This window comes from Peribacillus sp. P4_B1 (genome assembly GCF_056402395.1).
In genome coordinates this window covers 108,810-124,770 of record NZ_JBFUHM010000001.1, presented here as the reverse complement: position 1 = coordinate 124,770, position 15,961 = coordinate 108,810, and the positions used below count along the sequence as shown (strand labels likewise).

The 15,961-nt window shown below is 42.0% G+C and carries 15 protein-coding genes; 14 read left to right on the top strand and 1 reads right to left on the bottom strand.

Features of this window, described 5'->3' with window-relative positions:
* Nucleotides 1-143 precede the first annotated feature (143 nt).
* The 12 genes from coaBC to spoVM all read left to right on the top strand — a co-directional run bounded on the left by coaBC (nt 144) and on the right by spoVM (nt 13,044).
* Nucleotides 144-1,352 (top strand): bifunctional phosphopantothenoylcysteine decarboxylase/phosphopantothenate--cysteine ligase CoaBC, encoded by a 1,209-nt coding sequence (gene coaBC, locus AC1DVK_RS00615; RefSeq protein WP_410860263.1) that lies wholly within the window; start codon nt 144-146, stop codon nt 1,350-1,352.
* A gap of 6 nt (nt 1,353-1,358) precedes the next feature.
* Nucleotides 1,359-3,770 (top strand): primosomal protein N', encoded by a 2,412-nt coding sequence (priA, locus tag AC1DVK_RS00610; RefSeq protein ID WP_061462361.1) that lies wholly within the window; start codon nt 1,359-1,361, stop codon nt 3,768-3,770.
* A 95-nt stretch (nt 3,771-3,865) separates the two neighbouring features.
* The gene (gene def / locus AC1DVK_RS00605) at nt 3,866-4,351 is read left to right on the top strand and encodes a peptide deformylase (RefSeq protein ID WP_061462362.1); all 486 of its coding nucleotides are present in this window, start codon (nt 3,866-3,868) and stop codon (nt 4,349-4,351) included.
* Nucleotides 4,348-5,307 carry a methionyl-tRNA formyltransferase gene (fmt, locus tag AC1DVK_RS00600; protein ID WP_089362428.1) on the top strand — a complete coding sequence of 320 codons (960 nt, stop codon included), beginning with the start codon at nt 4,348-4,350 and terminating at the stop codon, nt 5,305-5,307. The genes def and fmt overlap by 4 nt, the downstream gene beginning before the upstream one ends.
* Nucleotides 5,294-6,646 (top strand): 16S rRNA (cytosine(967)-C(5))-methyltransferase RsmB, encoded by a 1,353-nt coding sequence (gene rsmB / locus AC1DVK_RS00595; RefSeq protein WP_410860265.1) that lies wholly within the window; start codon nt 5,294-5,296, stop codon nt 6,644-6,646. Before fmt ends, rsmB begins: the two co-directional genes overlap by 14 nt.
* Nucleotides 6,646-7,740, top strand: a complete 1,095-nt coding sequence (gene rlmN, locus AC1DVK_RS00590; protein WP_061462365.1) for a dual-specificity RNA methyltransferase RlmN — start codon at nt 6,646-6,648, stop codon at nt 7,738-7,740. Before rsmB ends, rlmN begins: the two co-directional genes overlap by 1 nt.
* Nucleotides 7,741-7,744: 4 nt before the next feature.
* Nucleotides 7,745-8,494 carry a Stp1/IreP family PP2C-type Ser/Thr phosphatase gene (locus AC1DVK_RS00585; protein WP_061462366.1) on the top strand — a complete coding sequence of 250 codons (750 nt, stop codon included), beginning with the start codon at nt 7,745-7,747 and terminating at the stop codon, nt 8,492-8,494.
* Between the two features lie 5 nt (nt 8,495-8,499).
* Nucleotides 8,500-10,530 carry a Stk1 family PASTA domain-containing Ser/Thr kinase gene (gene pknB / locus AC1DVK_RS00580; RefSeq protein WP_089362430.1) on the top strand — a complete coding sequence of 677 codons (2,031 nt, stop codon included), beginning with the start codon at nt 8,500-8,502 and terminating at the stop codon, nt 10,528-10,530.
* Nucleotides 10,531-10,553: 23 nt separating this feature from the next.
* Nucleotides 10,554-11,435: a ribosome small subunit-dependent GTPase A gene (rsgA, locus tag AC1DVK_RS00575; RefSeq protein ID WP_477625661.1), complete on the top strand. Its 882-nt coding sequence runs from the start codon at nt 10,554-10,556 to the stop codon at nt 11,433-11,435.
* Between the two features lies 1 nt (nt 11,436).
* Nucleotides 11,437-12,084, top strand: coding sequence for a ribulose-phosphate 3-epimerase (gene rpe, locus AC1DVK_RS00570; RefSeq protein WP_477625660.1), 648 nt, complete (start codon nt 11,437-11,439; stop codon nt 12,082-12,084).
* A 102-nt stretch (nt 12,085-12,186) separates the two neighbouring features.
* Nucleotides 12,187-12,840 (top strand): thiamine diphosphokinase, encoded by a 654-nt coding sequence (locus AC1DVK_RS00565; protein WP_089362432.1) that lies wholly within the window; start codon nt 12,187-12,189, stop codon nt 12,838-12,840.
* Between the two features lie 123 nt (nt 12,841-12,963).
* Nucleotides 12,964-13,044 (top strand): stage V sporulation protein SpoVM, encoded by an 81-nt coding sequence (gene spoVM / locus AC1DVK_RS00560; RefSeq protein WP_034313769.1) that lies wholly within the window; start codon nt 12,964-12,966, stop codon nt 13,042-13,044.
* 205 nt (nt 13,045-13,249) lie between these two features.
* Here the strand turns inward: spoVM and rpmB are convergent, their stop codons facing one another.
* Entirely contained in the window at nt 13,250-13,438 is a 189-nt protein-coding gene (gene rpmB, locus AC1DVK_RS00555; protein ID WP_034313767.1) for a 50S ribosomal protein L28, read from the bottom strand.
* Nucleotides 13,439-13,691: 253 nt separating this feature from the next.
* On the opposite strand from rpmB, the gene AC1DVK_RS00550 reads away from it, so the two are divergent.
* The gene (locus AC1DVK_RS00550) at nt 13,692-14,054 is read left to right on the top strand and encodes an Asp23/Gls24 family envelope stress response protein (RefSeq protein WP_089362433.1); all 363 of its coding nucleotides are present in this window, start codon (nt 13,692-13,694) and stop codon (nt 14,052-14,054) included.
* A 19-nt stretch (nt 14,055-14,073) separates the two neighbouring features.
* Nucleotides 14,074-15,744, top strand: a complete 1,671-nt coding sequence (locus AC1DVK_RS00545; RefSeq protein WP_477625659.1) for a DAK2 domain-containing protein — start codon at nt 14,074-14,076, stop codon at nt 15,742-15,744.
* The last annotated feature ends 217 nt before the right edge of the window (nt 15,745-15,961 follow it).

Here is a 15,961-nt window from a genome sequence, read left to right as displayed (position 1 = left end):
AAAGATAACGATGCCATTGATGAAGCAGGCATAGATATGAAATGTTTAAGGAAATCCATAAGTTATTGCGCATTTCAAATGAAATATCTTCAGTTATCGTTCATAATTAATAAAAATAGAATGTATAGTTAGGGGAAATTTGCATGCTTATCGATAAAAAAGTACTTCTTTGTGTCACCGGCGGGATTGCTGTATTTAAGGCTGCTGCCCTGACAAGTAAATTAACTCAAGAAGGTGCGCATGTTAAAGTGATCATGAGTGAATCGGCACGAAAGTTCGTGACGCCGCTTACTTTTCAAGCACTTTCGAGAAATGATGTGTACACAGATACATTTGATGAGAAGGATTCTTCAGTCATTGCCCACATCGACTTGGCTGATTGGGCTGACATTATCCTAGTAGCTCCAGCTACAGCGAATGTCATAGGCAAGTTAGCCAATGGAATCGCGGATGATATGATCACGACCACACTTCTGGCAACAGTGGCACCTGTTTGGGTGGCGCCTGCAATGAACGTGCACATGTACGCCCACCCGGCGGTTCAGAAAAACATGGAGACACTTCGTACGTTCGGATATCAATTCATTGAACCAGGTGAAGGGTATTTGGCTTGCGGTTATGTAGGAAAAGGACGATTGGAGGAACCGGAAACGATCGTGGCACATCTCATTCATTATTTTGGTGAACGGAAATCACAGCCTCAGCTTCTTAAAGGAAAGAAATATTTGATAACGGCAGGGCCGACTCGTGAAGCAATCGATCCGGTGCGTTACGTGACGAATCATTCCAGCGGAAAAATGGGATATGCCCTAGCTGAACAGGCAATTGAATTGGGCGCTGAGGTGACATTGATCACTGGCCCTGTGAACTTGACGCCGCCTTCCAAGGCCAGAGTAATACCAGTGGAATCGGCAGCAGATATGTATGAAGCGGTTTTCGGTCAGTTCGATTCCAGTGACGTTGTAATCATGACGGCTGCGGTGGCAGACTATAAACCGAAGAATTATCATGCTCAAAAGATGAAAAAGCAGCCAGGGGAAAATGTAATTGAATTTGAACGTACAAAGGATATCCTAAAGGAACTTGGTGAAAATAAAACCCATCAGATTTTGGTAGGCTTTGCGGCTGAAACGAACAATGTTGAAGAATACGCAAGAGGGAAATTAGTGAAAAAGAATGCAGACATGATCGTTGCCAATAATGTTACCGTCGCTGGGGCAGGATTTGGTACGGATACGAACATCGTGACCATTTACGATAAAAATGGAAGTGCTACAGAACTTCCAAAAATGAGTAAAGCGGATATAGCTAAAAGCATCCTGGCAGAAGTATCTCGCATGCAAAAGGAATGATGTCTTATGGATATTGCATCCGTCATAGTGGATGTACCTGCTAAACAAACGGATCGAGAATTTGACTATCGTATACCTGAAAAGTGGAACCTAGTCATCAAGCCCGGAATGCGGGTCATTGTGCCATTCGGTCCAAGAATGGTGCAGGGGTTCGTCACCGGATTAAAAGCTAAAAGCGACTTTGCGAAATTACGATATATAAAAGAACCAATGGATTTGGAGCCCATCCTTAATGATGAATTGCTTCAGCTGGGTGACTGGTTGACCAAAGAGGCCATGTGTTTTAAAATTTCAGCCCTACAGGCCATGCTTCCGGCAGCAATGAAAGCAAAGTATGAAAAAGTGATCAATGTCATTGAAGATAAAAAGAATCAGCTCCCACCCTTCATTCAAAGTCTTTTCGGAAAGAATGATGCATTATCCTGGAAAGAAGTGATTGAAGGGGAGAATGCCTCACTTTTTCAAAAGGAAATACAAAATGGCAATCTAGAGCTTGTGTATAATGTGAAAAACCGACTTAATAAGAAGACCGTCCGTGTCATTAAATCCCTGCTTTCCTCTAAGGAACTGAAAGAAATGGCATCAGCCATTTCCAGCCATGCAAAAAAACAACAGGAACTTCTTCAATACTTTATTGAACATCAAGAGCCAGTTCCCTTAAAGGAATTGCTTGAATTGATCAACACATCAAGCAGTACCGTCAAATCCCTAGTGTCAAAAGGGGCCTTGGCGGAAATGGATCAGGAAATATACCGTGATCCTTATGAAAATCGTGTGTTCAAAAAATCCAATCCCTTTACTTTAACAGAAGAGCAAGCAGCTGCCTTGAAGCCCATCCATGAGAAAATAAATCATGATGAACATGATGTCTTCCTTTTATATGGTGTGACCGGGAGCGGGAAGACGGAAGTGTATCTGCAGGCAATTGCCTCTGTCATTGAAAAAGGGAAGGAAGCCATCATGCTGGTACCTGAGATCTCCTTGACGCCACAAACGGTGAAGAGGTTTAAAGAACGATTTGGAGAGCAGGTCGCTGTCATGCATAGCGGTTTATCCGTAGGTGAAAAATATGATGAATGGCGGAAAATTCACCGCAAAGAGGTAAAAGTTGTGGTGGGCGCGCGTTCAGCCGTGTTTGCTCCTTTTGAAAACCTGGGACTGGTCATCATTGATGAGGAGCATGAATCCAGCTATAAGCAAGAAGAAACGCCAAGGTATCATGCTAGGGATGTTGCCATTGAAAGAGCGAAATCTTATCAGTGTCCGGTAATTCTAGGTAGCGCCACTCCTACACTTGAATCTTTTGCGAGAGCCAAGAAAAACGTCTATAAATTACTGACCCTTAGTCAAAGGATGAATAAAAATGCATTGCCAGCAGTGGATATTGTAGATATGAGGGAAGAACTAAGGACGGGAAATCGTTCCATGTTTTCGGAGCTGCTCTTCACCAAGCTGAAAGACCGGCTTGAAAAAGGGGAGCAAACAGTATTGATGCTAAATAAACGGGGACATTCTTCCTTTGTGATGTGTCGAAGCTGCGGATTGGTCATCAACTGCCCTAATTGTGACATTTCACTCACCTATCATCGCTTTAATGATATAATGAAATGCCATTATTGTGGGTTTGAAGAGGGAATGCCCTCCGTTTGCCCTGAATGTGAAAGTGAACATATAAGGTTCTTCGGTACAGGCACACAAAAGGTTGAAGAAGAGCTTGCAAAAATTCTCCCTGATGCTCGGGTGATACGAATGGATGTCGATACAACGAGTAAAAAGGGTTCACATGAGCGTTTGCTGAATGCCTTTGGTGAAGGAAAGGCTGATATATTGCTGGGCACCCAAATGATTGCCAAGGGCCTTGATTTTCCTAATATCACGCTTGTTGGAGTCCTTTCAGCGGATACTATGCTTCATCTGCCTGATTTCCGTTCTTCGGAAAAGACATTCCAGCTGCTGACACAGGTCAGCGGAAGGGCGGGACGTCATCAGCTTCCGGGAGAAGTGGTCATCCAAACCTATACACCTGAGCACTATAGCATCGAGCTTTCTGCCTTGCAGGATTATGATGCTTTTTATGAACGGGAGATGCATCTACGGAGGCAAAGTCATTATCCTCCCTATTATTACGTTGTCCTTATAACCGTTTCTCATGAAGACTTAATGAAGACGGTGAGTGTTACTGAGAAAATAACCAATTATTTAGGTTCTCGATTGAATCGGGATTCTATCGTTCTCGGTCCTGTTGCTTCGCCCATTAGCCGAATCAACAATAGATATCGTTATCAATGTCTGATAAAATACAAACGAGAGCCGGACCTTAATCAGCATTTACGTACACTTTTAGAGCATTATCAAAAAGAAACGGCTCAAAATCTTCTGCAGATTTCAATAGATTTAAATCCACAGATCATGATGTAATTGATTAAGAAATAGATGGTTTATGCGAGCTGTTAAAGCTTGCGTTTTTATATAATGAAGTGCTGTTTTTCATATCTAGGAGGGTACCTTTAATTTTGGCTATTTTACCGATTGTCATGTTTCCTGAAAAAATTTTACAACAAAAATGCGATAAAATAACAAGTTTTGATAAAAAGTTGGCAAAGATGTTAAATAACATGTACGAAACGATGGTGGAGGCGGATGGCGTTGGTCTTGCAGCACCTCAGGTTGGCGTGAAAAAGCAAGTGGCCGTCGTCGAAATAGAGGAAGGATCAGGTGTAATCGAACTGATTAATCCAGAAGTGCTGGAAATGGAAGGCGAACAGACTGGTGTTGAAGGATGCTTGAGCTTCCCAAGTTTATATGGTGAAGTTACTCGCCCATACCGCGTAAAAGTGCGGGCACAAGACCGTAAAGGATCTTTTTTCGAGTTAGAAGCGGAAGATTTTCTCGCAAGGGCCCTTCAGCACGAAATCGATCATCTTCAAGGGGTTTTATTCACGAGTAAGGTCTCTCGTTATATTTCGGAAGAAGAGTTAGAAAGGTATGAAGAAGAATGACAAAAATTATCTTTATGGGAACACCGGATTTTTCAGTGCCGGTATTGAAAAGAATCATCGATGAAGGGTATGACGTGATTGCTGTCGTCACACAGCCCGATCGTCCAGTAGGCCGCAAAAAGGTGCTAACGCCGCCGCCAGTTAAGGTCGAAGCCGAAAAGCAGGGGATTCCTGTTTATCAGCCAGAAAAAATCCGTGAACAAGAAGAACTTGAAAAGATCATTGCATTGAATCCTGACTTAGTGGTGACGGCTGCTTTTGGACAAATCCTTCCGAATGAATTGTTGGATGCTCCTAAGTACGGATGTATTAATGTACACGCCTCCCTGCTTCCTGAACTACGTGGAGGGGCGCCCATCCATTATTCCATTTTGCAGGGGAAAGAAAAGACTGGGATCACCATCATGTATATGGCGGAGAAATTGGATGCCGGGGATATATTGACTCAGGCGGAAGTTGCCATAGGGGAAGAAGACAATGTCGGCACACTGCATGATAAATTAAGCAAGATAGGGTCAGATTTACTTGCAGAGACTCTGCCAAAACTTTTAAATGGGGGTTTACAGGCGATCAAGCAAGATGAGAATAAAGCGACTTTCGCACCTAACATTAAACGGTCGGAGGAAAAAATCGACTGGTCGAAATCAGGGGAAGTCATCTATAACCAAGTGCGTGGCCTGAATCCATGGCCTGTTGCCTATACAACCTTAGACGGATCCACTTTAAAAATTTGGCAGGCAAAGAAACGTGAAGAGGGCAATCGTGCCGTGCCAGGCACTGTCATTGAAGTACAAAATGATGGTTTCATCGTCTCGACAGGCAACGAGACGGCAATACTAGTTACTGAATTGCAGCCTTCAGGAAAGAAAAAAATGCCGGCCAAAGATTACTTGCGCGGAGCCGGGTCGTTCATTAAAGCAGGCATGAAGTTAGGAGAACAGAATGAAGCAAACTAAAAAGGGAGTACGTGAAATCGCTCTCGATATTTTGGAATCTGTGGAGAAAAACCAATCCTACAGTAACCTATTACTGAACAACTTGATTAAAAAGCATCAGTTATCCGGTGTGGACAGCGGTTTGCTTACAGAGATAAGCTACGGTACCATACAGCGGAAGATGACTTTGGATTACTATTTGAACCCGTTTATTAAACAACCTAAAAAAACGCAAAGCTGGGTCATCAATTTACTTAGGCTTTCCGTTTACCAAATGGTCTATTTAGATAAAGTGCCAGATCATGCGATCATTTTTGAAGCTGTCGAAATTTCAAAAAAGCGCGGACATAAAGGGACTTCTTCAATGGTCAATGGCGTGCTTCGTAATATTCAAAGAAATGGGGTTCCATCTTTTGATGGTATCAAAGATGATCTGGAACGGCTTTCAATCGAAGTAAGTCATCCACTTTGGTTGGTCAAGCGTTGGGTAGAGCAATTTGGTTATGAAAAAACCAAGGAAATGTGTGAAATCAACTTGACTGCACCATTACAGACGGGACGGGCTAATTTAAAGAAGATTTCACGCAGCGAACTAATCAGCATTTTAACGGAAGAAGGATATGATGTTGAGGCAAGTGAAGTCGTTCCCGAAGCCATCGTCAGCTATAAAGGTAATCTTGCTCATTCAGAAAGCTATAAATTGGGGTATTTATCGATTCAGGACGAAAGTTCAATGCTTGTAGCCCATGCATTGGGTGCAAATGAAAATGATGCTGTACTCGATTGCTGTGCTGCACCTGGAGGGAAAACGACACATATCGCAGAAGGCTTGACCACTGGTCAAGTATATGCTCTTGACCTTCATGAGCATAAGGTCAAACTCATCAAAGAGCAGGCGGAGCGCCTAAAACTCAGAAATAATATTAAGACAATGGCCCTTGATAGCAGAAAAGTACGAGAACACTTTAATAAGGAAGGGTTTGACAGGGTCCTGATCGACGCACCATGTTCAGGGTTGGGAGTCATGCGCCGGAAGCCTGATGTAAAGTATACAAAAACAAAAGATGATATAATGAAACTCTCAAGTATACAAAAACAATTATTGGAAGCTGCCGCCCCGCTCGTAAAGCAAGGCGGACGGTTAGTATATAGTACCTGTACGGTGGATAAAGAAGAAAATGACAAAGTCGCTGCAGCATTTTTGGAAAGCCATCCGGATTTTGAAAGCGATGCGACCCTGTCTGAAAGAATGCCTGAAAGCGTTCAGCCATTTATCGAGGGTCATACACTGCAAGTTTTTCCGCAATATTTTAGCAGTGACGGATTCTTTATTGCGAGTTTTAGAAAGAAGGTGCTGTAATGGCAGAAATCACAAAATCATCTAGAGTAAAAAAAGACACAACACCAGAAAAACCATCGATCTACTCATTAGAGCTTCACCAAATTAAAGAATGGCTTATTCAAAATGACGAGAAGGCATTCCGGGCCGATCAAGTTTATGACTGGCTTTATAAAAAGCGTGTCTCCAGTTTTGAAGATATGTCCAACCTTTCGAAATCTTTACGAGATAAGCTGGAATCACAATTCACCTTCACTACATTGAAAACTTTGATTCAGCAAACGTCCAATGACGGAACGATGAAGTTTTTATTTGAACTTCATGATGGATACTCGATTGAAACGGTGCTGATGCGCCATGAATACGGAAACTCCATTTGCGTGACAACACAGGTAGGGTGTAGAATTGGCTGTACATTCTGTGCCTCGACACTTGGCGGTTTGAAGAGAAATCTTGAATCGGGAGAAATTGTTGCCCAAGTCGTAAAAGTTCAGCAAGCACTTGACGAAGTTGAAGAACGTGTTAGTTCTGTAGTAATCATGGGAATCGGTGAACCGTTCGATAACTACGATAATATGATGTCATTCTTGAAGAATATAAATCATGAAAAGGGCTTGAACATCGGGGCACGTCATATTACCGTTTCCACAAGTGGAATCATTCCAAAAATCTACAAATTTGCCGAAGAAAGCATGCAAATCAACTTTGCTGTTTCCCTGCATGCACCGAACACGGAATTGAGAAGTAAATTGATGCCGATCAACAAGGCCTACAAACTTCCGGACTTGATTGAAGCCATCAAATACTATACAGAAAAAACAGGGCGCCGTGTAAGTTTTGAATATGGTCTATTCGGTGGCGAAAATGATACAGTGGAACACGCCGAAGAATTGGCAGATTTAATAAGCGGGATAAAATGCCATGTCAATTTAATTCCGGTTAACTATGTACCGGAACGCAACTATGTACGTACACCTCGGGACCAAATTTTTGAGTTTGAAAAAACATTGAAGAAGCGCGGCATTAATGTAACGATCCGAAGGGAACAAGGCAGTGATATTGACGCAGCCTGCGGCCAGCTTCGGGCCAAGGAGCGCAAAGAAGAGACGAGGTGACCCTATGAGGGCAATATTTAAAACAGACCGTGGAAAAGTCCGCCAGCATAATGAAGATAATGGCGGAATTTTTAAGAACTCGGAAGGCGTTCGCCTTGCCATCGTTGCAGATGGCATGGGCGGCCACCGTGCCGGGGATGTAGCGAGTGCAATGACGATAGACCTTTTGAAAAAAGGCTGGGAAGTATCAAGCGGGATCGAAACGGCAAATGATGCTGAGGATTGGCTGAAACAGCAAATCGTCTTGGTCAATCAGTTGCTTTTTGAACATGCCGAAGCAAATACGGAATGTAAGGGTATGGGGACAACGATTGTTGCAGCCATTTGCACCGACAAGTTTGCTACCATTGCCAACATCGGGGACAGCCGGTGTTATTTGTATAATGAGAGCGGTTTTAAGCAGGTCACGGAAGATCATTCACTTGTTAATGAACTGGTCCGTTCTGGGCAGATTTCGAAGGAAGATGCCGAGAACCATCCACGAAAAAATGTTTTATTACGAGCCTTGGGGACAGAATTGCAAGTGGAAATGGACATTACGACGGTCATCTTTGAGGAAAATGATTTACTATTGCTTTGTTCGGATGGTTTGACGAATAAAGTGAGTGAACAGGAACTTGAAGATACGATAACCAATGGGCAGCCACTTGAAGAAAAGGCGAATTCATTAATAGATATGGCCAATCACTACGGTGGGGAAGATAATATCACTCTTGTGCTTGTTCAATTTACTGAAGAAAGTGAAAGCAGGTGAATTGAATGTTGATTGGTAGAAGAATCAACGGCCGTTATAAACTGATCGAGATGGTCGGTGGCGGCGGTATGGCGAATGTTTACCTTGCAAGGGATATGATTTTAGATAGGGATGTTGCATTGAAAATCCTTCGCATGGATTTTAATAACGACGAAGAGTTCATCAAGCGCTTCAATCGGGAAGCCCAATCGGCAACCAGTTTGGCCCATCCCAATATCGTAAGCATTTATGATGTCGGTGAAGAAGAGTCCATCTATTATATTGTAATGGAATACGTGGACGGTTTTACACTTAAGCAATACATACAAAAATATTATCCCATTCCAGTTGATAAAGCCTTGGATATCATGAAGCAAATCACGGCAGCTATTTCCCATGCCCATCATAATGGGATCATCCATCGTGACATCAAGCCACAGAACATTTTGATTGATAAAGAAGGAACCGTCAAGATTACGGACTTTGGAATTGCATTGGCCCTGAGTGCAACAAATATAACTCAGACTAACGCAGTCTTAGGCTCTGTTCATTATTTATCTCCAGAACAGGCTAGAGGCGGAATGGCCAATAAAAAGTCGGACATTTATTCACTTGGCATCGTCATGTTTGAATTACTGACGGGGAGATTGCCTTTTTCGGGTGAATCTGCCGTTTCGATAGCTCTTAAACATTTACAATCGGAAACTCCTTCGCCAAAACGCTGGAACTCTGAAATACCTCAGAGTGTGGAAAATATCATCTTGAAAGCGACAGCCAAAGATTCATATTACCGCTATGAGAGCGTAGACTCAATGGAAGATGACATTCGGACATCACTTAATCCTGAACGTTCAAATGAACTGCCTTTTACGATTCCTGAAGATCATGATGCGACCAAAGCCATCCCTGTCATTACGGACGATCAGCTTTCAAGCATAGATGAGACTATCATTAGAGGTCCGGAAAAAAATACTTTAGTCTATGCGGATGATGGGGAAAGTGGATCAGAAGCAGAGAGTAAATCGAAGAAACAAAAGAAACAGAAGAAACAGAAAAAACAAAAAACGAAATCGGAACAAAAAGATAAAAAACGAAAGAAAATGCCTGCCATTTTGGTGACCACCTTTTTAGTACTTGCCCTACTTGCTGTTTTATCTGTCACTGTTTTACCTTCCCTCTTTGGTTCGAAGGAAGTGACGATCCCTGACCTTAAAGGGAAAGAATTGGATGATGCCATTACTGAATTGCTTAAATTGGATTTGGTCATCGGAGATACGATTGAGATTGAAGATGAAGAGGTTGATGCGGACCTTGTGATCAAAACCAACCCTAAGGCAGGTAAGACTGTCAAGGCAGGCGCAGAAGTCGATATTTACCAAAGCATTGGTAAAGAAACGATTTCATTGTCCAGCTATGAAGGTCGAGATTACTCAGATATTAAATCATTGCTTGATAAAATGGGATTCAAAAACATAATCGTGACCGAAAAATATGATGACAGTGCTCCCGGTACAATCATAGAACAAAGGCCTTCGGGTGCCACTGATATCGTACCATCGGAAACGGAGCTTGAGTTAACGGTCAGTAAAGGGGAAGATTTATTGAGCTTGAAGAACTTAACAGGGTTCAATGAAACTGGCCTTAATGATTATTCCAGTGATAGTGGAATAAAGGTCGATGTGGAAAAAGAAGTCTATGATGATTCCGTTGCAGAGGGGCTTGTCATTTCCCAGTCACCAGAACCGGGTACGAAGGTGGAAAGGGGCAGTACGGTGAAAGTGGTCCTTTCAAAAGGGAAAGAAGAGATTCCTCCTAAGAAGGTAACGGAGGAAATCAAAATCGAGTATGATCCGGTTGAGCCGGGCAAAGCCCAAAAGATACAAATTTTCATTGAGGATATCAACAATAGCATGACGGAGCCTAAAGAAACATTCTTTATCGTGGAAAATGCCAAGCGAACGATCGAATTAACGGTTTCCCCGGATAAGAAAGCAGGATATAAAGTCATGCGGGATAATCAGGTCATCATCGACCAGGCCGTCTCTTATCCAGAATAAATTTAATAATTAGGAGTGTGGTTATGCCCGAAGGAAAAATTATCAAAGCATTAAGTGGATTTTATTATGTCCTTGATGGAGAAGAGGTCTATCAATGCCGGGGACGGGGAGTATTCAGGAAAAATAAGGTAAATCCACTTGTAGGTGATTATGTTGTTTTTCAAGCGGAAAATAAAACGGATGGGACCGTTACCGAAATAAAACCGCGAAAGAATGAATTGATCCGACCGCAAATATCAAATGTAGACCAAGCCATCCTAGTCTTTTCGGCAGTAGAACCTGATTTCAGTCCAGCTTTGCTTGATCGATTTCTCGTACTAATTGAAGATAACGAGATCGAACCCATTATCGTTGTGACCAAACTTGACTTGGTTACTTCTGAAAACCAGCAGAAATTGTCTCAGTATATCAAGGACTACCAGAAACTTGGCTATACTGTACTGGAGACATCTTCAGTTACCGCTGGAGGCATTGAAGGACTAGTACCGTATTTAGAAGGAAAAACGAGTGTATTTGCCGGTCAGTCCGGTGTTGGGAAATCGTCTTTGCTGAATGCAATCAATCCTGAATTGGCTTTAAAGACGGATGATATTTCGTCACACCTAGGACGTGGGAAGCATACCACCCGCCATGTTGAATTGATTCACATTGGCTCTGGGCTTGTCGCGGATACACCAGGTTTCAGTTCACTTGAATTCATGGAAATGGAAGCTGAACGGTTATCCTATTGCTTCCCGGAAATGCATAAGCATGGGGAGGACTGTAAATTTCGGGCTTGTCTGCATGATAAAGAACCGAAGTGCGCTGTGAAGGGAGCGGTGGATTCCGGGGAAATTCCACTTTATCGATATGAGCATTATATGCAATTCTTAGAGGAAATCAGAGATAGAAAGCCGAGGTATTAAAATGGTTAAAATCGCACCATCCATTTTATCAGCTAACTTTGYAAAATTGGGGGAAGAAATTCTAGATGTAGAAAGGGGCGGAGCGGATTTAATCCATATAGATGTCATGGATGGACATTTCGTGCCGAATATTACGATAGGTCCGTTAATCGTCGATGCTATCCGACCGGTGACGAAACTTCCGCTTGATGTTCACTTAATGATCGCACAACCTGATCGTTATATCGAGGCATTTGCGAAAGCAGGAGCCGATTATATAACTGTGCATTTAGAGGCATGCACCCATTTGCATCGGACGATCCAATTGATTAAATCTTTTGGTGTAAAGGCAGGAGTGGTGCTTAATCCAGCCACACCAGCTTCCTTGATCCAACCTATAATTGAAGATATTGATATGGTATTGTTGATGACAGTTAACCCGGGTTTTGGCGGGCAAAAGTTCATTACATCCGTACTGCCCAAAATTGCCGAGGTGAAGGCGATGGCAGAAATGTATAATCAAAATCTGGAAATAGAGATTGATGGTGGAGTAAACGAAGAAACGGCTAAATTATGTATTGAACAAGGGGCGACAGTCCTGGTGGCCGGATCGGCAATCTATAATCAAGAAGATCGACACGCAGCGATTCAAAAGATTCGGGGAAAGTGATATAAGCCGACACTATCATATTCATATGATAGTGATCGGCTTTTTTTATCAATTAAACAAAGGCATCTTGGGTATGAATATACATAGAAAAGGATGATTTCGATGATTATTAGTATAATGGCTGGAGGTCCGGAATGTTTTTGGCCGGATCTGACGTGGTATAAGGAGATGACTGATCTTTGGGTCGGGGTTGACAGGGGAGTCTGGGCCTTGCTTGAAAAAGGTATCGAACCTAAGTACGGTTTTGGGGATTTTGATTCGGTTTCGGAAGATGAATATAAGAAGATTGAGCAAACACTGGAACAAATCAATCTATATTCTTCAGAAAAGGATGAAACGGATTTAGAAATTGCATTTAAATGGGCTCTAGGGCAAAAACCAAGTGAAATTCACATTCTGGGCGCTACAGGGGGAAGAATGGATCATTTTCTTGGTAATATCCAGCTGCTCCAAAAAGAAAGTGTCCTCCCTTTTCATGAAGACATTGATATATACATAGTCGATCAGCAAAATATATTCACAGTGAAAACAGCGGGTTCTTATGAGGTCGCTGCTTTGAAAGATAAGAAATACATGTCATTGCTCCCAGTAACGGCGGAAGTCAGCGGCATTACACTATCAGGCTTCAAATACCCACTGAGTGATGCAAGCCTGGAAATGGGTTCGACGCTTTGCATCAGCAATGAACTAATTTCCGAATCTGGGAATGTTTCATTTGAGAAAGGCATATTAATGGTGATAAGAAGCAGTGATTAAAATTCATGCTTAGAGCAGATTCGGATATAATTTTCAATCATCCTATATCCGCTTAAAAGCTTATGTTGTAATAGAAAAATTCCACTTCATCTTTTATTGTGGGATGCAAAGAGGAGGGGCATGATGAAATTTTATACGATTAAATTGCCAAAAGTTCTGGGCAGTTTGGTAAGGGCTATGCTCGGAGCGTTTAAAAAAGGCTGATACTTATCTCCATGACACCTCTCAATTTCAGGGAGGTGTTATTCTTCGGGATTTCTGGGGAATGATGAAAGGGGTTGGCCATCGATTAATGGGTGATGACTTCTTTTCTTGATGCAGACTAGACCTGATCATCGAAAATAAAACCATCCCCATTAAAATGCCGGCCAATACAAGTAAAAAGGCATCCTAAGAGGATGCCGTAACATTATACGCGTTCTACTTTGCCCGATTTAAGAGCTCTTGCAGAAACGTATACACGTTTAGGTTTACCGTCAACTAAAATACGTACTTTTTGAAGGTTAGCGCCCCATGTACGCTTGCTAGCGTTCATTGCGTGAGAGCGGCTGTTACCAGAACGAGTTCTTCTTCCAGTGATTACACATTTACGTGCCATGTTAAATTCCCTCCTAACTACAACAAGCTTAAGTTTTTCGCAGTCGTCTTAAGTCTTTGTAAAATACTTTAATAATTTATCATACCTACCGTTAGAATGCAATACTTCAGTTAATTACTTTCAAGAAAAATACCTTGACATACATACTTTGAAATTGAATTATATAAAGTGCCGTACGACATTTACTTTTAAAACCATTGACATTATAGTAAAATGTCTATAGTTGACTTGATTTTTTGGGAGGGAAAAGAAAATGTCTATCGAATTACAAACGAAATATGGACAAATTGATATCTCTAATGATGTTATCGCTACTGTAGCAGGCGGCGCAGCTGTGGATTGCTACGGAATTATAGGAATGGCTTCCAAAAAACAATTTAAAGACGGCATTGCCGAAATTTTAAGAAAAGAAAACTTTACTAAAGGTGTAATAGTCCGTCAAGAAGAGGAAGAAGTTCATATCGATATGTTTATTATCGTAAGTTATGGAACGAAAATCTCGGAAGTTGCTCATAATGTGCAATCAAAGGTAAAATACACTTTGAACAAAACTGTAGGATTGGCTGTTGAATCCGTTAACATTTTTGTACAGGGTGTTCGTGTGACGAACCCTTAAGTAATAGGAGGAAAGTTTTGTGTCAATTACAAGTTTAAACGGAAAGCGCTTTGCCGAAATGATCATTCAAGGTTCCAACCATTTAGCGGCTAACGCCCAAATGGTTGATGCGTTGAATGTTTTCCCTGTTCCAGATGGAGATACTGGGACGAATATGAATTTATCGATGACTTCCGGAGCGAAGGAAGTGCAAAATAACGTCCAGGAACATATTGGGAAAGTGGGTACATCTCTTTCAAGAGGACTGTTAATGGGCGCTCGCGGGAATTCAGGTGTTATCCTTTCTCAACTTTTTCGCGGTTTTGCTAAAGCGATTGAACATAAATCGGAAATAAATAGTGAAGAATTCGCCCAAGCCTTTGAAGCTGGGGTTCAGACAGCTTATAAGGCAGTAATGAAACCTGTTGAAGGAACCATCTTAACGGTTGCAAAAGATGCAGCAAAGCAAGCGGTTTCATCAGCAGCAAACCACCAAGACCTAATTCAGGTAATGGAAGAAATCGTTACGGAGGCCAATGCTTCATTAAAACGTACACCGGATCTTCTTCCGGTCCTAAAAGAAGTGGGAGTCGTAGACAGCGGCGGGCAAGGGTTGGTGTTTGTATATGAAGGCTTCCTTGCTGTGCTGAAAGGTGAGGCACTTCCAGTCCGTTCTGCTAATGGCCCAAGCATGGATGACATGATCAATGCCGAACACCATATGAACGTACAAGGGCATATGAATACGGAAGATATCTTGTATGGTTACTGCACGGAATTCATGGTCCGATTGGAAAGTGAAAAACTTGCCAATAAATCGTTTGATGAAGAAAAATTCCGAAATGATTTAAGTGAATACGGAGATTCCTTATTAGTCATCTCTGATGATGAAGTTGTCAAAGTACATATTCACTCTGAACAGCCTGGCACGTGCCTGAATTATGGACAGCAATACGGTAGTTTAATCAAACTGAAAATCGATAATATGCGTGAACAGCATACTGCGATAGTAGGTGAATCGAACACATCGCTTCAAACGAAGCCGTCAACCAAAGAGAAGTACGGTGTAGTGTCCGTAGCTATGGGTGCTGGCATAAGCGAGTTATTCAAAAGCATCGGCGCTAAGTCCGTCATCGAAGGCGGGCAAACGATGAATCCTAGCACGGAAGATATTGTTAAAGCGGTTGAAGAGGCATATGCAGATCATGTCATCATCTTGCCTAACAATAAAAATATCATCATGGCGGCCAATCAAGCTGCAGATGTACTTGGTGATCATGTGACTGTTATACCAACGAAAACGGTACCACAGGGAATGGCAGCATTGTTGGCTTTCAACCCTTCACTAGATGCTGAAGAGAATAAAAAAGCGATGATTGAAGCTCTTTCGCATGTGAAAACGGGCCAGATTACTTATGCTGTGCGGGATACCAGCATTGACGGCCTTGCAATTGAGACCGGTGACTTCATGGGAATCGCTGAAGGAACCATCAAAGTCAAGGATAAAGACATGACTCAAGCGGCAAAAGACCTTCTCTCCGATATGATTGACGAAGATTCCGAAATCCTTACCATTTTATATGGAGAGGATGCAACGGCAGAAGATGTCGAAGGTCTTGTTGCGTTTTGTAATGAGAATTTCGAAGACGTTGAAGTTGAAGTCCATAATGGGAAACAACCTTTATATTCTTTCATTTTTTCAATTGAATAAAAAGAGTATCATAAGATAAGTGAGACTTCATCGACTCTTTGTTTGAAGGACCTGAAAAAAATAAAAGGCAATAAACTGCATAAGTCATTAGGCTATGCAGTTTTATTTTTGTGAAATGAAGGATTACGAACAGCATGAATGGAATTACAATAAATTTGGCGTTATTATTAAACTAACTCCCAGTGTTTCCCTTGGGTTCAGTTCTAAAAAAGGAGGA